We start from the raw sequence: 26,894 nt of genomic DNA, 5'->3' as shown, positions 1-26,894 counted from the left end.
CTGGCCGAGTACCCCGCCGCAGGAGAGGACGCCGGAAATGGCCGAGGCCGCCCTGTCCCTGACGGAGGCGTTCGGCGCCCTGGGCACCGCGCAGGGACGCCAGGACCCCTACCCGCTGTACGAGGCGATCCGCGCCCACGGCGACCTCGCCTGGCGAGGTCCCGGGCGGCTGGTCGTCACCGGCTACGACGCGTGCGCCCGCGCCCTGCGGGACACCCGCCTGCACGTCCAGGACCGCACCGCCTTCGACGCGGCCCACCCCGCCTGGCGCTCCCACTCCTCGCTGCGCGCCTTCACCAGCTCGATGCTCTACAGCAACGGCTCCGACCACGCCCGCCTGAGATCCCTGGTCGGCTTCGCCTTCACCCCTCCCCGGGTGCGCGAACTCGCCGCGGTGGTCGAGGACATGGCCGACCGGCTCCTGGACCGCATGGCCGTGCTCGGCGCGGACGGCGACCCCGTCGACGTCGTCGCGGAGTTCGCCTCCCGGCTGCCGGTGGCGGTCATCGGGGCGCTGCTCGGCTTCCCGGAGGAGGACCAGGTCTGGTTCCGGGACATCGCCTCCGCCATCGCCGTGTCCACCGACGGGTTCTCCGATCCGGCCGGCCTGCACCGGGCCGACGCCGCGATGGACGCGCTCGCCGGCTACTTCGCGGAACTCCTCGAGCGGCGCCGCCGCGCACCCGCCGAGGACCTCCTCACCGTCCTCGCCTCGGTGCACCGCGACGAGCCGGAGCGGCTGAGCCACGAGGAGCTGACGGGCAATCTCATGGTGCTGCTCACCGCCGGTTTCGAGACCACGAGCTTCCTCATCGGCCACGGCGTGATGATCGCCCTGGACCACGCCCCGTACGCGCGGCGACTGCGCGAGGAGGCGGACTTCGCCGACCCGTACGTCGAGGAGATCCTGCGCTACGAGCCGCCCGTCCACGTCACCAGCCGCTGGGCCGCCCACGACACCGAGCTGCTCGGCACCGCCGTCCCGCGCGGCACCCGGCTCACCCTCGTCCTGGCCGCCGCCAACCGGGATCCGCGCCGCTTCACCGCCCCGGACCGGTTCACCCCCGGGCGCGGCGCCCCGCAGCCCCTCAGTTTCGGCGCGGGGCCCCACTACTGCCTCGGCGCGCCCCTCGCCCGCCTCGAGGCCGCCGTCGCCCTGCCCCGGCTGCTGCGCCGCTTCCCGCGCCTGTCCGCTGCCGAGCGGCCCGTCTACCGCGACCGCTGGGTCGTGCGGGGACTGGACACCTACCCCCTCGCGCTCGGCGTCTGAACGCCCGGGGCCGCCCGGCGCCGGCCCGCCCGGCCCCAGGCCCTCGCCGCGCCCCTCGCCCGTTGCGCCGCGCCTCTCGCACCTGCGCCGCGCCCCTTCGCGGGCGCCGGTGGCGCACAGCATTTAGAGAGATGCGCCCTCGCACCCGCAGACGTGACGATTTCCGTAAGTCGGCAGGCCCCCCACGACGACTTGGCGATGTCGAGCGCCCGCACCCACCGTGCGGCCGCCCACCCGACGACCACAGCGGACCCGCCGAATCTTCGAAGGAGTCATCTCATGACAGCACCACTCAAGATCCTGGCGATCAACGGATCGGAACGCGACGGCAACACCGCCGACGTCCTGCGGTACGCCGCCGGGGTCGCGGCGCGGCGCGGGGTCGAGTTCGAGACGGTCGATCTGCGCGACATCCGCATGGACCGCTGCGGCCCGTGCGGCGACTGCAACTACCGCACGATCCCCTGCGCGGTGGACGACGACGTCGCCGAGGTGGTGGCCAGGATGGCCGAGGCGGACGGCATCGTCTTCGCCGCCCCGGTCCACGGGTTCGGCACCTCGAGCCTGATGCAGACCTTCATCGAGCGGGCCGGCGTGGGCCATCTGCGCTTCGACCGGCCCCTGACCAACAAGGTGGCCGGTGTCATCTCCGTCGCCCGCCGGTACAGCGCCGGCGAGGTGTGGGCCCAGCTGACCGTCAACGCCCTGCTCAACCGGATGATCGTGGTGGGCAGCGGCTTCCCGGCCACCGTGCACGCCCTGCACCGCGGCGAGGCCCTGAAGGACGAGGAGGGCCTGACCAACGTCTCCCGGCTCGTGGAGCGCATGACGGACATGATGGAGCTGCTCGCCGAGCACCGCAGGCTCACCGGCGACGACGGCCCGCTCAGCTCCCGTCAGGTCAACGAGCGCGTCGGACTCGCCCTGAACGCCGCCGAGTTCGAGGACGTACCCACGCCCGTTCTCGCACCCCAGGGCCGGCCGTGACCGCCCCCGACGCCTTCCTCGCCGCCCACCGAAAGGTCGGCGACGCCTTCCACGACGGCACCCTCACCGAGCGGGCCCTGGCGGACTGGCGCGCCGAACGGCTGACCGGCGTGCTGCGCCACGTCACCGAGCGCTCGCCGTTCTACCGCCGTCATCTCGCCGGCGTGGACATCGACGCGGTCACCCCCGAGACGCTGGACACCCTGCCCTTCACCACCAAGGACGACCTGCGGCGCGAGATGTACGACGTGCTGTCCGGCCCGCTCGCCGACGCGCGGATCTACTACGAGACCAACGGCACGACCGGGGCGGCCACCCCCTGTCCGCGAGGCGCCCGGGACATCGCCACCTCCAACACGGCCGTCGAGCAGTCCTGGCGGCACCTGCTGCGCACCCGCTTCGGAGACCGCAAACCGGTCGTCGGTCTGATGGGACCGTCCGAGCTGTACGCGTTCGGCGACGTGTTCACCGACGTGGCCGCGACCCTCGGGCTCTGCCACGTCAAGATCTGGCCCGAATCGCCCCGCGTCGGCTTCAAGAAGGCGCTGCGCCTGATCGAGGAGCTGGGCGTCGAGGTCGTGGTGTGCGCGCCCGCCCTGTGCCTGAGCCTGGCCAAGGCGGCCCTGCACCACGGCTACGACCCGGCCGTGCTGCCGGTGAAGCTGTTCCTCGTCCTCGGCGAGATCTGCACCCCGCAGTTCGCGGCGAACGTCTCCACCGTCTGGCCGCAGGCCGTCGTACGGCCCGCCCTGTACGGCTCGCAGGAGGCGCTGTGCGTCGCGGCCGGCGCCGACAGCGGCACGCTGCACCTGTCCGTACCGAACTACCTGGCCGAGCTGGTGGACCCCGGCACCGGCGCGTCCCTCGGCCCCTACGGCACGGGTGAACTGGTGCTGACCATGCTGGTCGAGGGCATCAAGCCGCTGATCCGCTACCGCACCGGGGACCTGGTCCGGCTCACGCCCGCGCCACCCGGTTCCGCCCTGCCCGGACCGGTCGTCGAGGTCCTCGGGCGCGCCGGCGACCGCATCCGGCTCGGCGACGGCCTGCTGTGGCCGGCCGAACTGGAGGCCGCCGTGCTGACGGACGTCCGCGGCTGCCTGGGCTACCAGGTCGTCGTCGACCGCGCCCCGGACGGCGGCGACCGGGTCACCGTCCGCATGGACCTCCTGCCCGGCACGGCGCGGCCGGACCGGGTCGCCGCGGCCGTCACCGCCCGGCTGCGCGAGCGCACCGGCGCGCAGGTCCGCGTCGTGGTCGACACCGACATCGATCCGGTGACGCACACGGGGTCGTTCGTCAGCTGGAAGGCGGCTCGGGTGCTCGATCGCCGGTCCGGGCCGGACGGCGCGGCGCGCACCGCCCTAGAGGTTGCGCACCGCTACGCGATCACCACGTGAATGCGAAGGACCGTGCCATGACCGACCGTCCCCCGGCGCCCGCCGCGATCCGCGTGACCACGCGCGTGCGCGACCTGCCCCAGCCGGCGATGCTCCCCGCCTACCGCGCCCTCGCCGAGCGTTTCGGGCCCGACGAGGTCTACCTCCTGGAATCCGCGGCCGGCCCCCTGCGCGACCGCCGCTACCAGTTCGCCGGCTTCGGCACGCTGCTGTCGTTGTCCGTCACCGACGGAGCGGTGCGTGTGACGGGACGGCCCGGCCTCGTCGCGCTGTTGCTCGAGCGGGCCCGGCCGCTGCTGGTGCCCGCCGACGCGGACGGGGGGAGCGCGGACCGGACGGGCGAGGGGCACGCCACCCTGCGGCTGCGCTCCTTCAAGGACCTGTGGGCGCTGCTGCGCGCCGCGCAGCGGATGTTCGACGCCGAGGGCTCGCCCACCCGCTTCCGCTTCGGCTTCCTCGCCTACTTCGGCTACGACACCGTCCGCTACGTCGAGGACCTCCCCCACCTCATCGAGGAGCGCCCGGACCTGCCCGACGTCCATCTCGTGCTGCACCAGGGATGCGTGGTCGCCGACCGCGAGGACGGCCGCGCCGAGCTGCTGCTGCACGAGTCCGCGCACTGGGAGCCGCTCGACCACCAGGCCGTGGTACGCCTCCTGGCGGAGGCCGGGCACACCCACCCCGAGCCCGCCGCGGACACCTTCCCCGAGGCCGTCGTCACCGACGACAGCTGCCCCGACCGCTTCGCCGCCGACGTCGAGCGGTGCCTGAAGCACATCGCCGTCGGCGACATCTACCAGGTGCAGATAGGGCACGAGCTGACCATCCGCTCCCCGGCCCCGCCGGTGGACGTCTACCAGCGGCTGCGCCGCCGCAACGCCTCGCCGTTCATGTACCTGGCGAGCCTGGCCGGGCAGTGTGTCATCGGCGCGAGCCCCGAGCTGTTCGTGCGCGTCGAGGACGGCGCCGTCACCATGCGGCCCATCGCCGGCACCCTGCCGCGCACCGGCGACGACGAGGCCGGCGCCCTGCGGCTGTCCACCGACCCCAAGGAAGTCGCCGAGCACACCATGCTGGTCGATCTGTGCCGCAACGACATCGGCCGGATCTGCCGGGCCGACACCCTGCAGGTACCCGACCGGCTCGGCGTCGAAGGCTACTCGCACGTGCTGCACCTCGTGTCGACCGTGCGGGGGCAGGCCGAGGACGACAAGGACGCCTTCGACATGATCGCCGCCCTGTTCCCCGCCGGAACCATGACCGGGGCCCCCAAGATCCGCGCCATGGAGATCATCGAGTCCGTCGAGCACAGCCGCCGCGGCCTGTACGCGGGCGCGCTCGGCGTACTCGACGTCGGTGGCTACACCAATCTCTCCCTGTGCATCCGCACCCTGTTCCACCGTGACGGCGTGTACCGCACCCGCGCGTCGGCGGGCATCGTCGCCGACTCCGATCCCGGCGCCGAATGGCGCGAGACGCTGGCCAAGATGAGCGCCGCCCACTGGGCGGTCACCGGAAAGGAACTGCTGTGAACCGGATGTTCCCCGTCCGGCCCGCCCCGGGCCCCACGCCCCCGCGGATACTGGTGATCGACGCCTTCGACAGCTTCGTCGACATCCTGCGCCAGTACCTGATGTCGGCGGGCGCCGCCCCCCTCGTCGTCCGTTCCAACGCGCTCAGGCTGACCGACGTGCCCGCCATGGGGCTCGACGGGATACTCCTCGGGCCCGGCCCCGGGCACCCGGACGAGTCGGGGCACGTGGAGATCGTGCGGGCCTTCGCCGGGCGCCTCCCGCTGTTCGGGGTGTGTCTGGGACACCAGGCGATCGGCCGCGCCTACGGCGCGAGCGTGGTGCCCGCCCGCCATCTCATGCACGGCAAGACCAGCCGGATCCGCCACGACGGACGCGGCCTGCTCGCCCACGTGCCCGACGTGTTCGAGGCGACCCGCTACCACTCCCTGATCGTGCCCGAGGACACGGTGCCGAGCTGTCTGGAGGTCACCGCCCGCTCCGCGGACGACCGCTATGTGATGGGGCTGCGCCACCGCACCCTGCCCGTGGAGTCGGTCCAGTTCCACCCCGAGAGCTTCCGCACCGACCACGGCATGACCGTCATCACCAACTTCCTCGGCTCGGTACGGGCGTTCGGCACCCGCCCGGCCGTCGCCGCGGCCGCGGCGACGGCGGCCTGACGCCGGCCGGCCACGTACCGCACGCGCAAAGATGCGCCGCCGGTGCGGCGAGGGACAGGATTTCCCTGTCACAGCTGCCGGGGGACATCGGAGACCCACGTGGACTACTGGAACAGCACAGCGGAGACCATGCCGCGCGAACGGCTGGAGTCCTGGCAGTGGCGGCGGCTCAGGGACGCGCTCGACCACGCCCGCCGGTCCTCGCCCTTCTGGGCCGGCCGGATCCCCGACGGCATCACCTCGCTCGCCGACTACGGCGCCCGGATGCCCCTGCTGCACAAGGCGGACCTGCTGCGGGCCGAGGAGCAGGCGCCTCCCTACGGCACCTGGCCCTCGCTCGACCCGTCGACGGGCGTGCGCCACCACCAGACGAGCGGCACCAGCGGCAACCCGCCGGTGCGCACCTTCGACACCGAGCGGGACTGGGTGTGGTGCGTCGACACCTTCTGCACCGCGCTGTACGCCAACGGGGTGCGCCCGCACCACAAGGGCATGGTGTGCTTCGGCTACGGCCTGCTCGCCGGCTTCTGGGGCATGCACTACGCGCTGGAGCGCATGGGCTGCACCGTCTTCCCCTCCGGCGGCCTCGACTCCCGCACCCGCGTCCGCCTGCTGGTGGAGCAGCGGATCGAGGTCCTCGGCCTGACCCCCAGCTACGCCATGCGGCTGATCGAGACGGCCCGCGAGATGGGCGTCGACCTCGCCCGCGAGGCCAATGTGAACGTCATCCTGGCGGGGGCGGAACCGCGCTCCGACTTCACCACCCGCACCATCGAGGAGGCCTTCGGCGCCCGCGTCTTCAACGCGGCCGGCACCACCGAGTTCGGCGGCGTCTTCATGTTCGAGTGCCCCTCGCGGCGCAACGCCTGCCACATCAACGAGCAGTCCTGCTACGACGAGGTGCTTCACCCCGAGACCGGACAGCCCGTCGGGTACGGCGAGGAGGGCGTCCGCGTCACCACGGGACTCTCCCGCGAGGGCGTCCAGCTCTTCCGCCACTGGACCGAGGACATCGTCGTCAGGCGCCCGCACACCGAGTGCGGCTGCGGCCGCACCTGGGACTTCTACGACGGCGGCATCCTGCGGCGCGTCGACGACATGCGCAAGATCCGCGGGGTGTCCGTCACCCCGGTGATGATCGAGGACGTCGTCCGCTCCTTCGACGAGGTCAACGAGTTCCAGTCGTCCATCCGCACCGTACGCGGGCTCGACACCGTCCACGTCAGGGTCGACGCGGGCGAGCTCCCCGCGGAGGCCGCCGACGCGCTGTGCGGCCGGGTCGCGGAGGAGTTCAAGCGCGAGATCGGCATCCGTCCCGTGGTGGAGCTCGCCCCCGCCGGCAGCCTGCCCCGATCGCAATGGAAGGCGGCACGACTCCATGACGAACGAGTCCTCACCCCTCACGGCTGAGCAGGAGCTCCATCTGATCGAGAGCTACCGCACGCTGACCCACCTGGCGCAGACCGTCCGGGTGCCCGCGGTGCTCGCCTCGGTGCGGGCCTGCCTGGCCGAGCTGCGCATCGCCCTCGACGGCCAGGCCGTCGAGTTCGACTACTACCGCGAGCCGTCGCGCACCCTCGTGGCCTGACGGCGCACACGCCGAAGGGGGCGCCCCGCCCGGGGCGCCCCCTTCGACACGTCCGCCGTCAGCCGTTGCTGCCGCGCACCGCGTTCTCCAGCTGCGCGCCGGTGTAGGCCTCGGCGCCGGTGAAGTACTCCACCCGCAGACTCTGCGGGTCGCGCACACCGTTGTCGACGCGGTCGCGCTCGTAGGCGTCGAGCAGCGTCTGCGCCTCCCGCGTCGCCCGGCCGAACCGGTCGGCCGCGTCCGCGCCGTGCCGCAGGACGTCGTCCATCGCGCGTGTCATCACGTCCTGCGCGCCGGCGAAGTCACCGAACAGCGCGCCCCGGCACGGCGGCACGCCCGTGCCCTCGCCCTCGGCGTAGCCGCCGAGCTGGCCGCTGGCGAGCCGGTGGTAGGGGTGCGCCTCGAACCAGCCCTCGTCCTCCAGGAGCCGGTACGACGAGCGGGTGACCGGTACGAAGCTGCTCGCGATGTGGCGGTCCGCCGCGTTGCGCGGGTTGTTGAGGAACTGCATGAACGCCAGGGCCCCGTCCTGCGTCGCCTCGTCCAGACCGGCGGTCAGCCACAGCGAGGTGCCGGCGATGATGTTGCCGCCGTACGGCTCGTCCGCCCGGCCGGGGAAACGGCCGACCGTCATCTCGAAACCGGCGTGCTCGGCGGCCTGGGCCATGTAGTTGAGGTCGTTGGACGAGGTGACGCGCAGCGCCACGTCCTGGTCGGCGAACGCCTTGAGGTTGCCCTCCCAGTCCGGGATCTTGCCGGTGTACAGGTAGTGGCCCCGCTGGTGCAGCCGCTGCCAGTACTCGACCCAGGTGAGCATCTCCTTCGACGACAGGTCCACGCGGCCGGCCCGGCCCGCGCGGCCGTTGTCGTGATCGGCCAGCAGGCCGCCCTGGACGGCGAGCGCCTGCTGGAAGAACAGACCGTGGTTGGCCCAGGTCACTCCCGCGCGCGGACCGTCCTTGATGGCCGCGACCGCCTCGCACGCGGTCTCGATCTCCTCCCAGGTACGGGGCAGCCGCTCGACGCCCGCGGCCCGCAGGAGGTCCTGGTTGCCGTAGATCAGCATCGCCGTGACGACGGCGGGCATCGAGACCAGGTCGCCGTCGCGGGAGTAGTACTCGCGCACGGCCGGCAGGAGGTCGTCGACGACGACCGGTTCGCCGAGGATCTCGGCGCGGCCGGCGATCGCCCGCTGGACCGACGTGAACAGCGGCGCGCCGTCGCTCCCGCGCATGTCGTGCGCGGCCTGGGTGACGGCGAAGTAGAACTCCGCGACGGCCGGCGGGCGCCCCGCGGCGGCGGCCTCGGCGATCTCCAGGGACAGGTTGCGGAAGTCCCGGCCCTCGATGTTGATCCGGTATTCGGGGTGCGCCTCCTCGAACGCGGCGCCCAGCCGGTGCAGCCGGTCCATGTAGCCGGGGAACGTCAGGTCGGCCACCCAGACGTCGATCACGGTCGGTGTGGTCATCGGGGCCTTCTTTCGTGGATACCCCGGCCTTCGGGCCGGGAAGGAAACGACGTTCTTGCGGAGCAGGGCTGGAAGAGTCGGTTCGCCGCCAGGGCGGACCGAAGTCCACCGCCGACCGACCGACACCCGTCACTCACACGGGAGTTGAGAGAACGTGAGGCACGGCGCAGCAGGTCCTCTTTCTTTCTCTGTCTGACGGATGCCGGCTCAGGCGGCGGTGGCGGTGGCGGTGGCGGTGACGGACGTGAGGGAACGCGCGAACGCGCGGATGTCGCCGGTCAGGGCGGTGGGCTGTTCGAGCGCCGCGAAGTGCCCGCCATGCTCGAACTCGGTCCAGTGCGTGAGGGTGGGGAGGTCGCGCTCGGCGAAGCCGCGGATGGGCACGAAGATGTCGTGCGGGAAGACGGCGACGCCCACCGGCACCGTCAGCGGCGGCGGCGCCGCGCCGGACGCGGCCGCCCGCACCGCTTCGGCGCCCTCGAAGTAGAACTGCGCCGACGAACCGGCCGTGGCCGTCAGCCAGTAGATCGAGACGATGGTCAGCAGCAGGTCGCGGTCGACCGCCTCCTCCGGCCGCTGCTCGGCCGCGGTCCAGTCCAGGAACTTCTCCACGATCCAGGCCAGCTGGCCCACCGGCGAGTCCGTCAGCGCGTACGCCAGCGTCTGCGGGCGGGTCTGCTGGACCTTCATGTAGCCCGACAGCTCCGCGTCGAAGCGGGCCAGCTTCCCCAGGCGGGCCTGGTCGGAGGGGCCGAGCCCGGCGAGCTCGGCGGGGTCGCCCGACGGGAAGGTCATCAGCATGTTCACATGCACCCCGATGACGTGCTCGGGGTCGATCCGGCCGAGCTCCAGGGAGATCACCGATCCGGCGTCGCCGCCCTGCGCGAGATACCGGTCGTATCCCAGATCCGCCATCAGCCGGGCCCACGCGCGGGCGATCCGGCCCGTGTCCCAGCCGCTCTGCGGCAGCGGACGGGAGAAGCCGTAGCCCGGGATCGACGGGATGACCAGGTGGAACGCCTGGGCCGGATCCAGGCCGTGGCTCCTCGGGTCGGACAGCGGGCCGATCACGTCGAGGAATTCGGCGACCGAACCCGGCCAGCCGTGCGTGAGCAGCAGCGGGGTGGCGTCCGGCTCGGGCGAGGTGATGTGCAGGAAGTGCACCGGGGCGCCGTCGATCTCGGTGACGAACTGCGGGTGCGCGTTCAGCCGCGCCTCGGCCGCACGCCAGTCGAACGACGTGCGCCAGTACTCGGCGAGCTCCTTCAGATAGTCGAGCGGTACCCCGCGGCTCCAGCCGACACCGGCCAGCTCGTCGGGCCAGCGGGTCGCCTCCAGCCGTCGGCGCAGGTCGTCCAACTGCTCCTGCGGGATGTCGATACGGAAGGGATGCATGAAGTGCTCCGAGGAGGTCGGGTCCGCGCGGTGAAGGCCGCGGCTCGCTGAAGGAGGTCACATGGCTCGCCCGGCGGGACCGTTCCCGAAACCCGCGCGTCCGGCCGTATCGTGCGCCGCCGCCCGCGGCCGCCGCATCTTGCGGATTGCTGCGTGCGCCGACCGGGGCGGGCGACCTGGCGAGGTCCGCACGACGGCCGCGGAAGTAGGCAGTTCAGAAGATGCAGCGGCTCCGGCGGCACTGACACCATCCAAGGCGGTCGGCCGCTTCGGCGCAGGTCAGCGCGCCGGTCACCCGCGCGCGCCGGGCGATGCCAGGTGACGCCGCACCGATTCGGGAAGGACGCCAGATGAATGCTGCCACCGCCCTGGTCACCGACACCTCGGTCGACGCCTTCGTGGATGCCCCGCCGGAGCACACCGCGCGGCGCTTCCGCCTGCTGGTGGACGAGGTGTGGGAGGACGGCGAGCCCACCGCGTCGGCCCTCGACGCCGTACCCGCCCTGGTGGCGGGTCTCGAACGGGCCGGGAAGGAGCGCCGCGGGCATCTGGCGATCCTGCTCGGCCTGCTCGCCGAGGCCGAACACCCCACCAGCGCGGGCCCGGTGACGCGCGCGGTGCGCGCCGGTCTCGCCCGGTACCTCCGACTGCTGCGCGCCGAGGACGGCGGCACCCCTGTGGCCCTCGCCCTGCTCTACCTGCTGTCGCACTTCCCGGCGGACCGCGACGAGATCCTGCGCGCGGCCGCCGGTCTGGAACTGGACGCGGCGGACGTCTCCCGCCTTGACCGTGCCCTGAGCGAACTCGACCCGGCCCGGCCCGCGCTGGGCCGGGTGTGGCCCTCCCCGTCCGCCTGGACCCTCAACGAGGACGAACTCGCCTTCGACCAGAGCTGGATCGCGGCCCTGACCCCGCACCAGCTCCTGGCCGCCTGGGACAACGACACCCGCACGGTGCTCGGCACCATCGGCGCCCGCGCCTACTGGGCGGTGTGCCACGGGGCCCCGGCCGACGCCCCGGCCGCCGTCGTACCCGACCGGGCCCACGCCGCCGCGCCCGCCACCGGAACCGAGCTGATCGCCGCGCACGCCGCCGCGCTGCGCTGCCCCGCCTGCCGCGGCGCGCTCCGGCCGGGCGAGGGGTGGTTCACCTGCGCCGGCTGCGCGGTCCGGTACCCGGCCGCGTCCGGCATCCTCGACCTGACCGCCCCCGCCGACGAGGACGGCACCGTGGACGACTTCCTGGAGAAGCTCTCCCAGGTACCCAGCATGGGCCTGTTCTACGAGGCCGTGGCCCGCCCGTCGTTCCTGCGCGTCGCCGGCGCGAACTGGGGCGGCCTGGTCACCCCCGCCGACGAGGACCGCTACATCGCCGAGCACGTGACGCCCGTCGACGGCCCCGTGGTCGACCTCGCCGCCGGAGCCGGCAGGTGGACCGCCGTCGTCGCCGACGCCGTCGGCGCCGACCGGCTCGTCGCGGTCGACAGCTCGCTGCCCATGCTCAACGTGCTGCGCGGCCGCCTGCCCGACGTGCCCGCCGTGCTGGCGGGCGCCGCGGACCTGCCCTTCGCCGACGCCTCCGTCGGCGCGGTCGTGTGCTGGAACGCCCTTCAGGCCTTCTACGACGAGGCGCCGGCCGCCATCGCCGAGGTCGGCCGCGTCCTGCGTCCCGGCGGCACCTTCACCGTGATGACGTTCCGCCGTTCCGAGGATCCCGTCTACCGCTACTTCCAGTCGGCCCACCGCTTCCCGCAGCACGAGGGCGGACTGCGCCTGTTCGATCCGCGCGACCTCGAACGCTGGCTGACCGAGGCGGGCCTGACGGTCCGTGAGGAGAGCGGCCCGGGCACCTTCGTGTTCATCACCGCCGTCCGCGACGCATGACAGTCCGCCGGCCGCCCCGCTCCGCGGACCGTACGGGCCGCCGCTACGGAAGGAACCGTTCATGACCCCCTCCGACGTCCGCGACGCCGTCCTCGCACGGCCCGGCAGCCCGGAGTACGAGCAGGCCGCCGCCGTGTTCAACCTCGCGGCCCCGCAGCGTCCGGCGGCCGCCGTCACCGCCCGCAGCGCCGAGGAGGTGCGCGCCGCGGTGCGCGCGGCGGTCCGGGCCGGTCTGCCGGTGCGCACGCACACCACCGGGCACGCCTCGGGCGCCGTACGGCCCGCCGACGGCGCCCTGCTCGTGCGCACCCGGCTGACCGGCGGCGTCGAGATCGACACCGCGCGCCGCGTCGCCCGCGTCCCGGCCGGCACCACCTGGGGCGACGTCGTGCGGGCCGCGGCCCCGCACGGGCTGGCCGCCGCCCACGGCTCCGCCGAGGGAGTAGGCGTCGTCGGCTATCTGCTCGGCGGCGGGGTCAGCTTCTACGGTCGCAGCACCGGCCTGGCCGTCAACACCCTCCGCGCGATCGAGCTGGTCACCGCCGACGGGCAGTCGGTGCGCGCCGACGCCGTACACGAGCCGGAGCTGTTCTGGGCGCTGCGCGGCGGGGGCGGCGGGTTCGGCGTCGTCACCTGTGTCGAGATCGCGCTCTTCCCGGTCGCGAAGGTCGTCACCGGCGCCGGATACTGGTCCGCCGCCCACGCCGGGCCGCTGCTGGAGTGCTGGCGCGCCTGGGCCCGGCACGCGCCGCGCGAGGCGACGACCTCGCTGCGCCTCATGAACCTGCCGCCGGTGCCCGGCGTTCCGCCGCAGCTCGCCGCCGGGCCCGTGCTCTGCGTCGACGGCGCCGTCCTCGCGCGCCGGGACGAGGACGTCGCCGCGGCCCGCGAGAGCGCGGCCGAACTCCTGGGTCCGCTGCGCGAGATCACCGAACCGTTGCTGGACACCTGGGCGGAGACGGGCCCGGCCGGGGTGCTGGACGCCCATATGGACCCTGCCGACCCGGTCCCCTTCGTCGGCGACCACCTGCTGCTGCGCGAGCTGGGCGACGAGGGCGCCGCGGCCTTCCTGGACGTCGTGGGGGAGAGGTCGGGCTCACCGCTCGCCGTGGCCACGCTGCGCCAGCTCGGCGGGGCGTTCGCGCAGGATCACCCGGAGGGCGGCGCGCTGTCGCGGGTCGACGCGGCGTACGCCTACATGGGATCGGGCCCGCCCTTCGGACCGGTCACCGTCGAGGCGCTGCACGCCCATTGCGCCACCGTGCGGGCCGCGCTGGCTCCCTGGGACACGGGGTACACGCTGCCGTCCCTGGTGGAGGGCTACGAGCGTCCGCAGCGGCACTTCGGGGAGGACCGGGCGGACACCGTCGCCCGGGTGCGCGCCCGTTTCGATCCGCGGGGCGTGTTCGCCGGGGACGTCGCTCCCGGCGCGGTCGGCCGGGTCCGCGATGGACAGAGCTGACCGGTCGGGTGCCGCCGGGGCCTTGGGAGCACTGGAGCAAATCGTTTCCTCACTGACCGTGCGCGTCCCTCGCGGAGGCGGTCACCTCGGCCGGCGCCCGCCCGGCCGAGGTGACCGTTCTCCGCACGTCACGGCGACAATGAGCAATCTCGAAGAAGGCCGACGCCGACTTCGCCAAGTAGCATCCGGATACGTCGAGACCCGTTGGCCGGAGCGAAGGGCGGTGTGGTGCCGTGCAGTGTGCCGGATGCCGCTTCCCTGCCCCGCGCCGCACCGCGAGAGCGGGTTCCGCCGGCGTGTGCTCCCGCAAACCCGCCGCGCGGCGCCGGGCGCCGGGCACGGCCCGGTCCTACCCGGCCGCACGGCCGAGCGGCGAACCCCCCGCCGCGGACCGTCCACTCGGCGGCCGGCGCTTACCGCCCCCGCTGTCCGTCCGTGCCCCACACGGCGCCGGACCGGCCCGCCCCCGCACCGGCCGCCCTGGCAGACGCTGACCGCGTCCGGCCGGGCGTTCCCCCGCGGATGCCGCGCCGCGGGCCGCCCCCCGGGCCGCCGCACGCACGGCGACAACCTTTCCCGCGCCTCGCGGCAGCGCCGTCTTCCGCCGCATTGGACGCCTCGGGCGATGACCGGTCGTCTGACGGTTGACCCGATCCCCAGGAAGGGGGCACCCATTCCATGACCCTGCCCGGAGAATTCGTCCTCAGACGCTCCACCGACGTCTCCGTGGACGCACTGGTGCGCCTGGTCAGGGCCTACGAGGAGAGCAGCACGGGCACGGCCACCTGCACCCGCGAGGACATCCTGCTGGCGATCTCGCATCCGGACTACGAGGACAACAGCTGGTGCCTGACCGGTCCCGGCGACGAAATGCTGGGCTGGGGGTCGCTGGCCCCGAGCGGCGGCGCCTCCGTCGAGGCGGCGCTCACGGTCCTGCCCGGCCGGCGCGGCGCCGCGGCCGCCCGCTTCCTGATCCTGCACCTGCTGGACCGCACCGACACCCTCGCGGTGGAGCACGGCACCGGGTACGGGGTGGACGTCGGCGGGATTCTCGACGGTGACACCGTGCTGCCGCGCGTCCTGGAGGAGACCGGCTTCGTGCCCGGCGCCACGATCACCCAGTACGACGTCGGCCTCACGCACGAGACGCTGCCGACAGCCCTTCCCCGCGACGGCCTCATCCGCGCGGCCGTGCCGGCCGACGACACGGACGAGCTGCACCGGCTCCACCTGCGCAACCGCGCCCGAGTCCCCAAGACGCACGATCCGGCCGTCTTCCGCGCCCGGATCCGGCGGCTGTACGAGATCTCGGGGTACGCGCTGCTCCTGGAGATCGCCGGCCGCCCCGCCGGTCACGTCCTGGCGCAGGCGGCGAGCGGCGGGGGCCGCATCCTGGAAGCCGCCGTCGCCCCCGCCTCGCGCGGCCTGGGCGTCGGCCTGGCGCTGGTGACCGCCGCCCTCGCGGAACTGCACCGCCGGGGCTGCTCCCACGCCCTGATCGCCGTCGACACCGCCCAGCTCATCGACCCCAAGGGCCTGCACCGCGCGCTCGCCATCCAGGGCGAACGCGCGATGACGCGCTACCACCGCGCACCCGAACTCTGATCCGGGGGCCGGGCCGCGGTCACCCGCGGCCCGGACGGTCCGTCACCTGGTGAGGGTGAACGTCTTGCGGTCCGGCGTGGGCCGCACGGCGGCGGCCGGGCGGCGCAGGGAGAGGACCGCCGCCGGAAGCGACAGCAGGACGGCCGCCATGACCGCGGCGACGAACCAGCCGGAGGCGCCGTGTCCGGCGGCGTAGGCGGCCGAGACGGGCATGACGGCGCCGAGCGCGGCGCTGGTCACGGCGTTGGGGAGCCCGATGCCCAGGGCGCGCACCCGCGCCGGGAAGAGGTCCGCCAGCAGCTTGGGCAGGGCCGTGGTGGCGCACACCAGATAGACGACGCCGGAACCGTAGGCGAACAGCAGACTGGCGAAGGTGCCCCGCATGGTCAGATACGACCAGGAGCCCGTGACCGCGAAGACGACACTCGCCACGGCCAGGAAGCGCGCGGCTCCGACCCGGTCGGCGAGCATGCCCAGCGGAACGTTGACCACCATGAGGAACGCGGTCGCGGTCACGGCGACCCACATCATGGTGCCCGGCGTCGCCAGCCGTCCGCCGAGCGCGGGGACGACCGCGGTCCACGTACCGCCGACCGCGCCGGTACCGGCCACGAAGAGGACGGCGAGGACGACCTCGCGCCGGTGGGCGCCCAGGAGCCGGCGCACCGAACCGCGCTCCGCCCGGCCGCCGACCTCGCGCCGGAACACCTCGCTCTCGGTCAGCCGGGTGCGCAGCACCAGCAGCGCCACCCCGAGGACACCGCCGACGAGGAACGGCACCCGCCACCCCCACGCCGCCATGGCGTCGGGGCCGAGCGCGGCGGTCAGACCGCCGCCCAGCAGGGACGCGCTGAACGCGCCGGCACACGTCGTCAGGGAGAACAGACTGCCGTAGGTGCATCTGCGCTTCTCGGGCGCGACCTCCATCAGGTAGGTGGCCGCGGCCGGCCACTCGCCGCCGTGCGAGATGCCCTGGGCCATCCGCGCGAGGAGCAGGACGAGGGGGGCGAGCAGACCTATCTGCGCGTACGTCGGCGTGACACCGATCAGGAACGAGCCGCCCGCCATGAGCGAGACGGCCAGCATCAGGGCCGGCCGGCGGCCGCGCCGGTCGGCGAACCGGCCCAGCAGGAGCCCGCCGAGGGGGCGCATGAGGACACCGACGCCGAGGACCGCGAACGCCCCCAGGACGGAGGTCAGCGCGTTGCCGGAGGGGAAGAACCGATCGGCGAACAGCGGCGCGAACAGCCCGTAGCCCAGCCAGTCGAAGGACTCGATGAAGTTGCCGACGACCGTCGCGGTGACCGAACGGCGGTGGGTCTTCCCGCGTGGAGGCGCGGGTGGGGAGACAGGCATGGAGCTCCTTCGAACAGAGCGGACGGGACCGTGGGGAGGTGATCCGCCGGCGCGCCCTCGTCGCGGGTCCTCCGGACGGCGGGCAGGGGCGGTCCGGTCACCGTCGTCCGGGCGGCCGGTGGGTGCCCATCGTGGGAAGAAGCGCGGGCCCGGGCCAACTCCCTGCATGCGCACTTGGAGGCGGTCCGGCGGCCGCCACCCGGCCCGCGCCCGGTGCGCGCGGACCGTTCGGGAGGTCCGCACGATCGGAGTTGGTCCGCCGTCGACCGGCTGGCCACGATGGCACCGACCGAGCCCGCCCCGAGTGAAGAGGGTGCTGTGATGGCGCACATCGCGATCGACAACGACCTGCCCGGCATCAGCGGGCTGATGGCCCGACGTCCCGACACCGGCGCCCCGTTGAACCACCTGGCGGAGACGCTGCTGCGCAGCGGGGACTCGCCGATGACCCGGGGCGAGCGCGAGCTGATCGCCGCTTACGTCTCGCACCTCAACAGCACGCCGTTCTGCGCCCGTTCCCACAGCGCGTTCGCGGCCGCCCAGCTGGCCGGCGGGGCCGGCCTGGTCCGCGCGGTCCTCGACGACCCGGCCGGCGCACCCATCTCCTCGCTGATGAAGAGCCTGCTGCGGGTCGCCGCCGAGGTCCAGGCCCAGGCCCGTCCCGTCTCCGACGAGACGGTCCGCGCCGCCCGCGCCGAGGGCGCGACGGACGACCACCTCCACGACACCGTCCTGATCGCGGCGGCCTTCTGCATGTACAACCGCTATGTCAGCGGCCTGGCCACCGACGCGCCGTCCGACCCCGCCTTCTACGAGGTGGCGGCCGACATGATCGTCCAGCACGGCTACGGCGCCGCCACCGCGGCCCTCGCGCACTGACCATCCCGTGTGTTCGCGGCCACCGAGGAGGGCTACGTGGACGGGTCCTTGGCCGGTGCTCCCGGCCGGCACCGCAGAACGGCACTGGTCACCGGCGGCGGTCGCGGCCTCGGGTTCGAGGTGGCCCGGGCGCTCGCCGAACAGGGCGCGCACGTCGTCCTGGCCTGCCGCAGCACCGAACGCGGCCGGGCGGCCGCGGCCCGCATCGGCGGGCGCACCGACGTCGTACACCTCGACCTGGCCTCACTGGACTCGGTGCGCCGGGCCGCGGCCGAGGTGGTCGACCGGTACGAGCGGCTCGACCTCCTGGTGAACAACGCGGGGGTGATGTTCCCCTCCCGCCGGCGCACCGAGGACGGCTTCGAGCCCCACTTCGGCGTCAACCACCTGGGGCACTTCGCGCTGACCGGGCTGCTCCTGTGCCTGATGCGCCAGGTGCCCGGCTCCCGCGTGGTGACGGTGGCCAGCCTCGCCCACCGGGTGGGGGCCGGCCCGCTGGACGAGACACGGGCCCGTGCCGCCGACGGCCACCGCTCGCTGGCCGCCTACGGGCGCTCGAAGCGTGCGAACCTCTTGTTCGCCCGGGAACTGCAGCACCGGCTGGCCGGCAGTGGGGCCGAGACCGTCTCGGTCGCCGCCCATCCCGGCCTGTCGGCGACCGAACTGTGGCAGGGGCAGACGCCGGCGTGGCTGCGCCCGGTGAGCCGGGGCGCCCTGCACCTGCTCGCGCAACCACCCGTCCGGGCGGCGCTGCCCGTCCTGCGGGCCGCCACCGACACCCTCCTGCCGGGAGGGAGTTACCTCGGCCCGGGAGAACGGTTCGAGAGCAGGGGAGCACCGGCGCCAGCGGCCTCCAGTCGCGCCTCACGCGACGCCCTGGCGCAGGTCCGCCTCTGGGAGCTGTCGACGGCGCTGACCGGCGTCACCTACGGTCCCTCTCCGTCGCGTTCCCGGGCCGACGGCCCCCCGGCGCCGGCCGGACGATGAGCGCGCCGACGAGGGCCGGCCTCGACGACGGCCCCGACGGACGCTTTCGTCGGGCCGCCGCCTGGGCCTGGATCTGGCGCAGCTTCGACATAGGCCTGCCGGACGCACCCACCCCCTCCTGGCCCCCGCTCCCACCTTCACCCGCGACCCCGCATCCCTCCGCGTCCGCGCTTGCACCTCCACCCGCGCATCCCTCCACGCCCGCGCTTCCACCTCCACCCGCGGCTCCCCATCCGTCCGCGTCCGCTCCGCCCGCGCTTCCACCTCCCGTCGCGGCCTCCCATCCGTCCGCGGCCGCGCTTGCACCTCCATCAGCGGCCCCGCATCCCTCTACGCCCGCGTCCGCTTCCTCGCTCACGTTCGTGCCTCGGCACGTGCCTCGCGATCGTCGGCGGGCACGGTCTGCACGGCGGGCAGCGGTGAAGCGGCTCCCCGCTCCGCTCGCCCGGCCCGCGGGGGACGGGCCGGGCGCGGAGGAACGGGGAGGGGCGCCACGCCGGTGAGCCGGGCGTGCCGTGCGGGATCCGCCGGCCGGTCGTGCCTCAGGAGAAGGTGATCGCCTGGCCACCGCCCTCCCCGGTGTCGCTGCCCAGGCCCACCTGGCATGCGGTGACCTTGCAGTCCACGGTGCCCCACGGCGTGGTGGCGGAGCCGACCACGGCCTGGAAGGACTGGTTCACGGTGATCTTCGTGCTCACGCTGCCCGCCGAGTTGGCGGTGACGTCCAGAGCGGTGCTCTTGTTGCACCCGTACTGCCCTCCGTCGACGAAGGCACACTGACCCACGTGATAGACGGTCCCGGGCGTCAGCCCCGTGGCCGTGATCGTGACCGCGGCGCCATTGGAGAGGCCCGTGGCCGGGGTCACCGTGACGACGGGAGTGGCGGCCGATGCGCTCGGGACGATGGCGATCCCCAGACCGACCGCGAGGGCCGCGGTGGCGCCGACGCGGGTGACGAGGCCGAGCTTGTTCTTGACGGTCATTGTCGTGACTCCATGTCGCTCGTTAAGTGAGCCGGGCGGTTCCGGCTGCCGTGTCCATGACGTTACGGAGCCCCCGTCGGCCTGGGCATCTTCCAAGTTGCTTTATGAAACTCACTCATTCCGCCTACGCATGCAGCACACAGAGAGATGCGCGCGCCGCGGGCGCCGGGAGACGGTGACAGGTGGGCCCGACGGCACGTACGCACCCGGGCACGGGCGGGGGCGCCCACCCCGTGACCCCCGGCCCCGGCACCACCCCACCCACCACCCGCGCACGACTCACGACGATCGGAAGTATCAGGTACATGACTGCAGGCGGTGCTCCCAAAGCCGGGCGGAAGGAATGGATAGGGCTGGGTGTCCTCGCCCTGCCCACCCTCCTCGTGGCCCTCGACGTCTTCGTACTCCTCTTGGCGCTGCCGCACCTGAGTGCGGATCTCGGCGCCGACTCCAACCAGCAACTGTGGATCATGGACATCTACGGGTTCATGGTGGCCGGCTTCCTGGTCACCATGGGGACGCTCGGTGACCGCATCGGCCGCCGAAAGCTGCTGATGATCGGTTCGGCCGCGTTCGGCGCCGCGTCGCTCATGGCCGCTTTCGCGACCAGCCCGGGCATGCTCATCACCGCGCGCGTGCTCCTGGGCATCGCCGGCGCGTCCCTGACGCCGTCCACCCTGGCGCTGATCACCACCATGTTCCAGGACGCCAAGGAGCGCACGGTCGCCATCAGCCTGTGGGCCAGCTGCTTCACCCTCGGCGCGATCATCGGCCCGCTGCTCGGCGGTGTGATGCTGGAGTACTTCTGGTGGGGTTCGCTCTTCCTGATCGGCGCCCCGGTCATGGCCGTCACGCTGCTCGTCGGCCCTCGTGTGCTGCCGGAGTTCAAGAACCCCGAAGCCGGCCGCATCGACCTGCCCAGCGTCCTGCTGAGCCTGGGCGGCACGGTGCCGGTCATCTACGGCATCAAGGTGCTCGCCCGCGAGGGGTGGCAGACCACGCCCGCCGTCGTGCTGGCCGTCGGCCTCGTGGTCGGCGTCCTCTTCGTGCAGCGTCAGCGCCGGCTGAGCAGCCCGCTGCTCGACGTGCGCCTCTTCGCCCATGTGCGCTTCACCGCGGCGCTGCTCAGCCTGCTCGCGTACAGCCTCATCGGCGGTACGGTCATGCTCTTCATGACCCAGTACTTCCAGGCCGCGCAGCGTATGTCGCCCTTCGAGGCGGGCCTGGGCATGCTGCCCGGCATGGCCGCGGCCACCGTCTCCTTCGCGGTGTGCCCGATCATCGCCCGCAGGATCCGTCCCGCCTACGTCATCGGCGCCGGCATCGCCGGCGTGACCGCCGTCCTGCTCACGTTCACGCAGCTGGACGCCGAGTCCGGTACGCCGGTGCTGATCGCCGGCTTCGCCGTCTTCTCCTTCTGCGGGGCCCCGATCGTGGCGCTGGGCACCAACCTCGTCGTGGGCACCGTCCCGGCGGAGAAGGCCGGTTCGGCCGGTGCGCTGTCGCAGATGAGCAACGAGTTCGGCGCCGCCCTCGGTGTGGCGACGCTGGGCACGCTCGGCCTGGCCGTCTACCGCGACGACATCGCCGGCACCGTCCCCGCCGGTCTGCCCCAGGGCGCCGCCGACGCGGCCCGGGACAGCGTCTCCGGCGCCGCGGCCGCCGCCGACGGGCTGACCCCCGGTGTCGCCGACGCGCTGCTGGAGCCCGTCCGCGTGGCCTTCACCGGCGGCCTGCACACGGTGGCCGCGGTCAGCGCGGTGCTCATCGCCGTCGTCGGCGTCTTCTTCGTCGCCCTGATGCGGCACATCCCGCCGGTCGGTCAGGAGGAACCCCAGCCGAAGACCGACACCGAGACGGACACCGAGCCGGCTCAGACCCTCGCGGCATGACCGCCCCGGCCTCCCTTCCGCGGGGGGCCGTGAACCGCCGGTGACTCGAACCGCCGGTGACACACGGAACCGGCCGGGTGCGCGTGACGCGCACCCGGCCGGTTCGTCCGTTCCGAGCCCCTACTGGGCCCAGGGAGCGATCGGGTACCAGATCAGATCCCGGCGGGCCAGGATCCGCACGTCCCAGTACAGGATCATGAACACACCCGCGGCGATGAACGCCGCGGCCATCAGCGCCGACGCGCGGCTCGGCTTCGCCGTCAGCCAACGGTGCAGCCGGGCGCCGAAGACGCCGGTGACCAGGAGGAACAGCACCGACATCACGGCGATGTTGCCGAGCGTCTGCAGGGTGAACGCCGTCGCGCCGTAAAGGACGTTGCCGCTCTCGGCGGCGTCCCGGAACAGCTGCCGGAACAGCGGGAACGGACGCCCGATCAGGAAGCCGCCGATCAGCGCGCCCATGAACAGCATCGGAGCACCCGGGAACCGGCGCGACAGCCGGGCGAGGGGGTCGTTCAGCACGCCGAGCGAGGACAGCCCGAGGACCAGCATGGACACGCCGATGAGGCCGTACACCACCATCGCCTGAACCAGACGTCCGGACAGACCGGAGCCGCCCGACTGGCTCTCGTCGAACTGCGGCATGCCGGTACCGGCCAGCGCCACGACGACGCCGTACAGCGCGGACACGGTGACGGCGCCCAGGGCGAGTCTGCTCAGCGGCCGCAGCGAGGCGGCCAGCCGGCCCCGCGAGGAGGACTGGCCGGCGAGCGGGGCCAGCGCGCTGAACACGGCGACGTTGCACGCCGTGAACGTGCCGGCGATGCCGGTCGCCACCGCGAACGCCAGCCCGCCCAGCACACCGGCGATCGGCGTGCCCTTGGCATGGTGGCCGAGCAGCGTGTCCGCGACGTTGTCGCCGATGGCCTGGTCGACGAACTCCGCCGACCACACCACCGTCAGAGCGAAGCCGAACACCGCGCTGATCGCCGCGACCAGCGCCCGGCGACGCGGCGCATGGCCGTTGAAGAAGAAGGAGGGCAGGCGCGAGCGGCCGCCGCGGCCGGAAGCGTCGGGAGCGTTCAGGCTGGGGCGGGGCGCCACTTGAGTCATGGCTGTGCCTTTCACCGGAGTGGGGACGGGACGGGGATGGGACGGGAACGGGTGGTGCGCTGCGGTCGGTGCCACGCTAGGACCGCCGGTTCGTGCGGGCGGGCCGCGCGGGCCGCACGCAGCAACGGGGAAGAAGCGGCGATGCGACTCCGACAAGTCCGCTCAGGAGTGAGGGGCGGTGCGGCCGTGCGCGCACCGCCCCTCACCGCGCCGGGTCAGCGCAGTTCGATGCCCTCCTGGTGGACCAGGGACCGCATGAACTCGCCCCGGGAGAGCGCCGCGGCGATGAGCTCTATGTCGTCGGCCATGTAGCGGTCCACGCCCAGGGTGGGCACCAGGGACCGCACCGCGGTGTACGTGGCCTTGCTCGCCGGGCTCAGGTCCTCGAACCGCCGCGAGACGTCCACGGCCTGTGCGGCGGCGAGGAACTCGACGGCGAGGATGTGGTTGTTGTTCTGCAGGACGCGCCGCGCGTTGCGGGCCGCGATCAGACCCATGCTGACGACGTCCTGGTTGTCGCCGTTGGACGGGACGCTCTGCGTGCTGGCGGGGCCGATGGTCCGGTTCTCCGCGACCAGGGCCGTCGCCGGGTAGTTCGCGCCGGCGAAACCGCAGTGCAGACCCGGTTCGGCGGCGACGAGGAACTCCGGCAGGCCGTAACTCAGGTGCCGGTTGAGCAGCCTGTTGACCTGCCGCTCGGCGAGCACCCCGAGCTGGGTCAGCGCGATGGTCACGAAGTCCATGACGAACGCGATCGGCTGGCCGTGGAAGTTCGCCCCGTGGAAGATCTCCTCGCCCTCGAAGAACAGCGGGTTGTCGTTGGCGGAGTTGAGCTCGGTCTCCAGCTTCTCCCGAGCGTGCCCAAGGGTGTCGCGGACCGCGCCGAGGATCTGCGGGACGGCCCGCAGGGTGTACGCCTTCTGCAGGTACACCTCCGTGCGCTGGACGTCACCGCCGCCCTCCCTGACCTTCTCCAGCTCACGGCGCAGGTCCGCGTGGTCCATGGCCAGGCGGCTGCCGGCGAGCAGGGTGCGCATGTTGGCCGCGGAGTCGATCTGCCCCCGGTGCGGCCGGGCGATGTCGTGGCCCTCGGCCAGGAACGGGCTCGTGGACCCCCGCAGGACGTCGTTGAGGAGCGCCGAGACCATCTCCGCCTGACGGACCTGCGTGACAGCCCGCTCCACCACCAGCGAGCCCAGGCCCGTCATGGCGGAGGTCCCGTTGATCAGCGCCAGGCCCTCCTTGAAACGCAGCTGGAGCGGCGTGATGCCCCTCTCCCGGAGCACCTTGCCCGTCTCCTGCCGTTTGCCGTCGCGCAGCACCTGGCCCTCGCCGATGAGCGTCCCGGCGAGATGGGCCAGCGGAACGAGGTCACCGCTGGCGCCCAACGACCCGATCTCCGGTATCGCCGGGGTGATGCCCTCGTTCAGATACAGCGCCAGACGCTCGAGGATCTCGGGCCGGACGGCGGAGTGACCCTTGGCGAGCGTGTTCAGCCGCGCGGCCACCACGGCCCGGGCCTCGTCCTCGGCGAACAGCGGTCCCACGCCGGCGCTGTGACTGCGCACCAGGTTGGTCTGCAGCTCGACCTCTTTCGACTTGTCGATCTGCATATAGATCATCTCGCCGTAACCCGTGGTCACGCCGTAGATGGGGATGTTCTTCTCGGCGAGGTCCTCGAGCATCGCGCGGCTCTTCAGCGCCTTGGCCACGGCACGGGGACACACCTCCACCGGCGCCCCCATCTCCGCGACCCGGCTCACCGCGTCCAGGGTGAGGCTCTCGCCGTCGAAGGCGACGGTGGCGGTGGCGGTATCAGCTGTTGTCAACGCTCTCACTCCAGGTGTACGAAGCCGGACTCGACGCCGGCGGACGGGTCGGGGGTCACGGCCGGAGAAGACCGTCGGCCGCCTGCGCGCGCACCGCGCGGCGGATCAGCTTTCCGGTGTGATTGCGGGGCAGAGCCGGGACGAAGACGACGTCCTCGGGGACCTTGTACCAGGTCAGCGTCTTGCGGGCGGTGTCGAGCAGTTCCTCGCGCAGCCCGCGCGCGCACGCGTCGTCGACGTCTGCCCCGAGGACGACGAAGGCGCGCAGGACCGAGACCCCGCTGTCGCGCCGCACCGCGCACACCGCGGCCTCCTTCACCAGGGGGTGCTCCATGAGACGGTCCTCGATCTCGGTGGGATGCACGTTGATGCCGCCGACGATCTCCACGTCGTCGAGGCGTCCGTGCACCCGGACGAACCCGTCGGCATCGACCGTCGCGGCGTCGCTGGTGGCGTACCAGTCCTGCGGGGCCAGCCGCAGCGGAGCGTCACCGCCGTGCGCGACCCCCGGACCGATGGTCGGCCCGGCCAGCTCGAGCCGGCCCTCGACACCGCAGGCCACCGGCTGCCCCGCTTCGTCGACGACCCGCAGCCGGTACGGCGCCAGCACCCTGCCGAGCGTGAACTCCCGGTAGTCGTCGCCGCCGTTGGCCAGCAGGGCGTGCCCGATCTCGGTCGTCCCGTACACGTTCAGCAGCCGCTTCCCGAGGATCTGTCGCAGCCTGCGCTCCAGGGCCTGCGGGAGCACCTCCCCGGCGACCACCGCGGTCCGCAGCCGGCCGAGCACGCCGGCCGCCTCGGGACGACCGAGCATGTGCGCGAAGAAGGTCGGCTGGCTGTAGTAGACGCTCACGCCGTGCCGCGCGAGCAGCGCGAGGCAGTCGGCCGGAGCCAGCCGTCGTGCGGTCAGGACGGTGACAGCGCCCCGCAGCAGCGGGAAGAACAGCGAATTGCCCAGCCCGTAGGCGAAGTTCATCCGGGGCACCGAGTAGCAGACGTCGTCCTCGGTGACCCCGACGGCCTTCCCCGCCGCCCGGTCGAGGATCTCCGCGTCGGCGTGCGTGTGGAAGCAGAGCTTGGGCCCCCCGGTCGTCCCGGACGTGAACGCGGCGAAGGCCGGAGTCTGCGGGGCGCACCGCGCGTACGGCGGCACCGCACCCGCGCCGTCCAGCAGCTGCTCGGGGGTCAGCACCGGCGCGGCGAACAGGCCCTCGAACTCGGGCGAGGCGACCACGGCGGCGGGCTCGGCGGTGCGCCCGGCGCGTCGCATCTCGTCCGGGTGGAACATGGAGTTGACGGGGATCGCCACGGCTCCGATGCGCAGCGCGCCGAGGAACGCCCGGACGAAGTCGATGCCGTCGGGCAGGGCGATGAGAATCCGCGAGCCGAGGCCGAGACCACGCTCCGCGAACGCCGCCGCCGCCCGGCCCGCGCCCTCGTACACCGCGCCGAAGGAGTGCTCGACCCCGTCGTCGATGTAGGCGGTGCGGTCCAGCCGGCCGTGGGCCCGCGCGGACGCCTCCAGCAGCTCGGCCAGATTGCCGCTGGGGACATCGGCCACGGAAGCCGGTGCGAGCACGCCGTCCCGGGCGCGCGGCGGTGCCGTCGTCATCGGCAGATCCCTTCGATCTCGACCAGCAGGTCCGGCCGGCAGATGCCGACGTTGAAGAAGGCGACGTCCGCGTCGTCGGAGAAGACCCCGGCACACGCGGCCCGCACCGCCGGCAGGTGCTCGGCGTCGCGGACGTACACCTTGACGCAGTCCAGTGCCGCCAGTGCGTACCCGTCGTCGAGCCCGTGCTCGCGCAGGTTCTCCCGGCTCACCAGCGTCTCGATGTTCGCGAGGGCGACGTCCAGCTGCCGCTCGACGTCGCCGGGATGCACGGTGTCGTCACCGAGGATGCTGGCCGTGCCCGAGACGTACAGGGTGCTGGGCCCGTAGCCGTCGGACGTCAGATGGGTGGCGCGGGCGAAGCTCGGCGGGGCTGCCCCGTACCGGTCGGGGTACCGGTACGCCGGAGTCTGGCGCGGGTTCTCCACATGGGTGGCGCGCCCGGGACGGCAGGCCAGGAAGTACAGGTCGACACCCGCCCCCAGCGAACCGATGCCGGTCGCCGCGGGCAGACCGTCGAAGTGGTCGCTCCAGTCGTCGAAGGCCCGGGCCCGGCCGGTGCAGAAGTCCTGGTAGATCTCGGTGCCCTCGGCGTTGTCGCCCGTGATGTCACCGACGAGGTTCCACATCCGGAACAGCTCCGTGTACCCCCGCTGCGCGGCCAGCCGGAAGGCGGTGCCGTAGGCGGTGTGCACGGCGTCGCGGTACACACCGCTCGGCGCGACGCGCACCGCGCAGAAGAAGTGCTGACCGTCCTCCGCGTACACGAGGTTGTCCTGCAGGCCGCAGCGCACGGGACGGTCGGTGACCCACACCTCGGTGAACGGCGTGGCGTCCTGGGCGACCATGTGCACGTCGAGCCGGGGCGACCCCCGGTACAGAGTCGGCCGTCCGCCGTGGTGGCCGTACGCGATGCGGGCCAGGACGTTGCGGCCGGCCAGGACGTCCCGGCCGTCTTCGCCGGGTGTCTCGACCACGCAGTCCAGTGTCT

The 26,894-nt window shown here is 73.1% G+C and carries 21 protein-coding genes; 13 read left to right on the top strand and 8 right to left on the bottom strand.

Annotated elements, in window-relative coordinates:
* Nucleotides 1–37 precede the first annotated feature (37 nt).
* From OG440_RS40860 to OG440_RS40830, 7 genes are all read left to right on the top strand, one after another.
* A complete protein-coding gene (locus tag OG440_RS40860) occupies nucleotides 38–1,270 on the top strand; it encodes a cytochrome P450 (RefSeq protein ID WP_331739293.1) in 1,233 nt (410 codons plus the stop codon).
* A gap of 279 nt (nucleotides 1,271–1,549) precedes the next feature.
* Nucleotides 1,550–2,257, top strand: coding sequence for an NAD(P)H-dependent oxidoreductase (locus OG440_RS40855; protein ID WP_331739291.1), 708 nt, complete (start codon nucleotides 1,550–1,552; stop codon nucleotides 2,255–2,257).
* Nucleotides 2,254–3,657 (top strand): AMP-binding protein, encoded by a 1,404-nt coding sequence (locus tag OG440_RS40850; protein ID WP_331739288.1) that lies wholly within the window; start codon nucleotides 2,254–2,256, stop codon nucleotides 3,655–3,657. The genes OG440_RS40855 and OG440_RS40850 overlap by 4 nt, the downstream gene beginning before the upstream one ends.
* Nucleotides 3,658–3,674: 17 nt before the next feature.
* Nucleotides 3,675–5,189, top strand: a complete 1,515-nt coding sequence (locus tag OG440_RS40845) for an anthranilate synthase component I family protein (RefSeq protein ID WP_331739286.1) — start codon at nucleotides 3,675–3,677, stop codon at nucleotides 5,187–5,189.
* A gap of 5 nt (nucleotides 5,190–5,194) precedes the next feature.
* Nucleotides 5,195–5,851, top strand: a complete 657-nt coding sequence (locus OG440_RS40840) for an aminodeoxychorismate/anthranilate synthase component II (protein WP_331739285.1) — start codon at nucleotides 5,195–5,197, stop codon at nucleotides 5,849–5,851.
* 99 nt (nucleotides 5,852–5,950) lie between these two features.
* On the top strand, nucleotides 5,951–7,261 hold the full coding sequence (locus OG440_RS40835; protein ID WP_331739282.1) for an AMP-binding protein: 1,311 nt from the start codon (nucleotides 5,951–5,953) through the stop codon (nucleotides 7,259–7,261).
* Nucleotides 7,230–7,439: a DUF6052 family protein gene (locus OG440_RS40830; protein ID WP_331739279.1), complete on the top strand. Its 210-nt coding sequence runs from the start codon at nucleotides 7,230–7,232 to the stop codon at nucleotides 7,437–7,439. The genes OG440_RS40835 and OG440_RS40830 overlap by 32 nt, the downstream gene beginning before the upstream one ends.
* A gap of 58 nt (nucleotides 7,440–7,497) precedes the next feature.
* On the opposite strand, the gene OG440_RS40825 is transcribed toward OG440_RS40830, so the two are convergent.
* Both OG440_RS40825 and OG440_RS40820 read right to left on the bottom strand, forming a co-directional pair.
* Nucleotides 7,498–8,907: an extracellular solute-binding protein gene (locus OG440_RS40825; protein WP_331739277.1), complete on the bottom strand. Its 1,410-nt coding sequence runs from the start codon at nucleotides 8,905–8,907 to the stop codon at nucleotides 7,498–7,500.
* Between the two features lie 207 nt (nucleotides 8,908–9,114).
* The gene (locus OG440_RS40820) at nucleotides 9,115–10,302 is read right to left on the bottom strand and encodes an epoxide hydrolase family protein (RefSeq protein ID WP_331739274.1); all 1,188 of its coding nucleotides are present in this window, start codon (nucleotides 10,300–10,302) and stop codon (nucleotides 9,115–9,117) included.
* Between the two features lie 350 nt (nucleotides 10,303–10,652).
* Between OG440_RS40820 and OG440_RS40815 the strand changes: the two genes are divergently transcribed.
* The 3 genes from OG440_RS40815 to OG440_RS40805 all read left to right on the top strand — a co-directional run bounded on the left by OG440_RS40815 (nucleotide 10,653) and on the right by OG440_RS40805 (nucleotide 15,252).
* Complete coding sequence (locus OG440_RS40815) at nucleotides 10,653–12,185, top strand: class I SAM-dependent methyltransferase (protein ID WP_331739272.1); 1,533 nt, start codon at nucleotides 10,653–10,655, stop codon at nucleotides 12,183–12,185.
* A 61-nt stretch (nucleotides 12,186–12,246) separates the two neighbouring features.
* Nucleotides 12,247–13,647: an FAD-binding protein gene (locus OG440_RS40810; protein WP_331739269.1), complete on the top strand. Its 1,401-nt coding sequence runs from the start codon at nucleotides 12,247–12,249 to the stop codon at nucleotides 13,645–13,647.
* A gap of 678 nt (nucleotides 13,648–14,325) precedes the next feature.
* Complete coding sequence (locus OG440_RS40805) at nucleotides 14,326–15,252, top strand: GNAT family N-acetyltransferase (RefSeq protein WP_331739266.1); 927 nt, start codon at nucleotides 14,326–14,328, stop codon at nucleotides 15,250–15,252.
* A gap of 42 nt (nucleotides 15,253–15,294) precedes the next feature.
* Here the strand turns inward: OG440_RS40805 and OG440_RS40800 are convergent, their stop codons facing one another.
* Complete coding sequence (locus OG440_RS40800) at nucleotides 15,295–16,608, bottom strand: MFS transporter (protein WP_331739264.1); 1,314 nt, start codon at nucleotides 16,606–16,608, stop codon at nucleotides 15,295–15,297.
* A 321-nt stretch (nucleotides 16,609–16,929) separates the two neighbouring features.
* Between OG440_RS40800 and OG440_RS40795 the strand changes: the two genes are divergently transcribed.
* Entirely contained in the window at nucleotides 16,930–17,487 is a 558-nt protein-coding gene (locus OG440_RS40795; protein ID WP_331739262.1) for an alkylhydroperoxidase, read from the top strand.
* Between the two features lie 36 nt (nucleotides 17,488–17,523).
* Nucleotides 17,524–18,474, top strand: a complete 951-nt coding sequence (locus OG440_RS40790) for an oxidoreductase (RefSeq protein ID WP_331739462.1) — start codon at nucleotides 17,524–17,526, stop codon at nucleotides 18,472–18,474.
* Nucleotides 18,475–19,016: 542 nt separating this feature from the next.
* Here the strand turns inward: OG440_RS40790 and OG440_RS40785 are convergent.
* Nucleotides 19,017–19,457 carry an enediyne antibiotic chromoprotein gene (locus tag OG440_RS40785; protein WP_331739259.1) on the bottom strand — a complete coding sequence of 147 codons (441 nt, stop codon included), beginning with the start codon at nucleotides 19,455–19,457 and terminating at the stop codon, nucleotides 19,017–19,019.
* Nucleotides 19,458–19,762: 305 nt separating this feature from the next.
* Between OG440_RS40785 and OG440_RS40780 the strand changes: the two genes are divergently transcribed.
* Nucleotides 19,763–21,349: an MFS transporter gene (locus tag OG440_RS40780; RefSeq protein ID WP_331739257.1), complete on the top strand. Its 1,587-nt coding sequence runs from the start codon at nucleotides 19,763–19,765 to the stop codon at nucleotides 21,347–21,349.
* 120 nt (nucleotides 21,350–21,469) lie between these two features.
* Here the strand turns inward: OG440_RS40780 and OG440_RS40775 are convergent, their stop codons facing one another.
* The 4 genes from OG440_RS40775 to OG440_RS40760 all read right to left on the bottom strand — a co-directional run bounded on the left by OG440_RS40775 (nucleotide 21,470) and on the right by OG440_RS40760 (nucleotide 26,880).
* Nucleotides 21,470–22,462 (bottom strand): hypothetical protein, encoded by a 993-nt coding sequence (locus OG440_RS40775; protein ID WP_331739256.1) that lies wholly within the window; start codon nucleotides 22,460–22,462, stop codon nucleotides 21,470–21,472.
* Nucleotides 22,463–22,677: 215 nt separating this feature from the next.
* Nucleotides 22,678–24,291 carry a tyrosine 2,3-aminomutase gene (cmdF, locus tag OG440_RS40770; RefSeq protein WP_331739254.1) on the bottom strand — a complete coding sequence of 538 codons (1,614 nt, stop codon included), beginning with the start codon at nucleotides 24,289–24,291 and terminating at the stop codon, nucleotides 22,678–22,680.
* A gap of 55 nt (nucleotides 24,292–24,346) precedes the next feature.
* The gene (locus tag OG440_RS40765) at nucleotides 24,347–25,903 is read right to left on the bottom strand and encodes an AMP-binding protein (RefSeq protein WP_331739253.1); all 1,557 of its coding nucleotides are present in this window, start codon (nucleotides 25,901–25,903) and stop codon (nucleotides 24,347–24,349) included.
* Entirely contained in the window at nucleotides 25,900–26,880 is a 981-nt protein-coding gene (locus OG440_RS40760) for an FkbO/Hyg5 family chorismatase (RefSeq protein ID WP_331739250.1), read from the bottom strand. The genes OG440_RS40765 and OG440_RS40760 overlap by 4 nt, the downstream gene beginning before the upstream one ends.
* Between the last annotated feature and the right edge of the window lie 14 nt (nucleotides 26,881–26,894).

Source organism: Streptomyces sp. NBC_00637 (genome assembly GCF_045161545.1).
Classification (GTDB): domain Bacteria; phylum Actinomycetota; class Actinomycetes; order Streptomycetales; family Streptomycetaceae; genus Streptomyces.
This window is presented reverse-complemented; position numbering and strand designations above follow the sequence as displayed.

Bases quoted from the DNA above. Each gene is read 5' to 3' on its own strand.
- OG440_RS40860 (WP_331739293.1), top strand. From the start codon at position 38: ATGGCCGAGGCCGCCCTGTCCCTGACGGAGGCGTTCGGCGCCCTGGGC.
- OG440_RS40820 (WP_331739274.1), bottom strand. From the start codon at position 10,302: ATGCATCCCTTCCGTATCGACATCCCGCAGGAGCAGTTGGACGACCTG.
- OG440_RS40845 (WP_331739286.1), top strand. From the start codon at position 3,675: ATGACCGACCGTCCCCCGGCGCCCGCCGCGATCCGCGTGACCACGCGC.
- OG440_RS40765 (WP_331739253.1), bottom strand. From the start codon at position 25,903: ATGACGACGGCACCGCCGCGCGCCCGGGACGGCGTGCTCGCACCGGCT.
- OG440_RS40840 (WP_331739285.1), top strand. From the start codon at position 5,195: ATGTTCCCCGTCCGGCCCGCCCCGGGCCCCACGCCCCCGCGGATACTG.
- OG440_RS40830 (WP_331739279.1), top strand. From the start codon at position 7,230: ATGACGAACGAGTCCTCACCCCTCACGGCTGAGCAGGAGCTCCATCTG.
- OG440_RS40825 (WP_331739277.1), bottom strand. From the start codon at position 8,907: ATGACCACACCGACCGTGATCGACGTCTGGGTGGCCGACCTGACGTTC.
- OG440_RS40815 (WP_331739272.1), top strand. From the start codon at position 10,653: ATGAATGCTGCCACCGCCCTGGTCACCGACACCTCGGTCGACGCCTTC.
- OG440_RS40785 (WP_331739259.1), bottom strand. From the start codon at position 19,457: ATGACCGTCAAGAACAAGCTCGGCCTCGTCACCCGCGTCGGCGCCACC.
- OG440_RS40805 (WP_331739266.1), top strand. From the start codon at position 14,326: ATGACCCTGCCCGGAGAATTCGTCCTCAGACGCTCCACCGACGTCTCC.
- OG440_RS40810 (WP_331739269.1), top strand. From the start codon at position 12,247: ATGACCCCCTCCGACGTCCGCGACGCCGTCCTCGCACGGCCCGGCAGC.
- OG440_RS40780 (WP_331739257.1), top strand. From the start codon at position 19,763: ATGACTGCAGGCGGTGCTCCCAAAGCCGGGCGGAAGGAATGGATAGGG.
- OG440_RS40800 (WP_331739264.1), bottom strand. From the start codon at position 16,608: ATGCCTGTCTCCCCACCCGCGCCTCCACGCGGGAAGACCCACCGCCGT.
- OG440_RS40795 (WP_331739262.1), top strand. From the start codon at position 16,930: ATGGCGCACATCGCGATCGACAACGACCTGCCCGGCATCAGCGGGCTG.
- OG440_RS40775 (WP_331739256.1), bottom strand. From the start codon at position 22,462: ATGACTCAAGTGGCGCCCCGCCCCAGCCTGAACGCTCCCGACGCTTCC.
- OG440_RS40855 (WP_331739291.1), top strand. From the start codon at position 1,550: ATGACAGCACCACTCAAGATCCTGGCGATCAACGGATCGGAACGCGAC.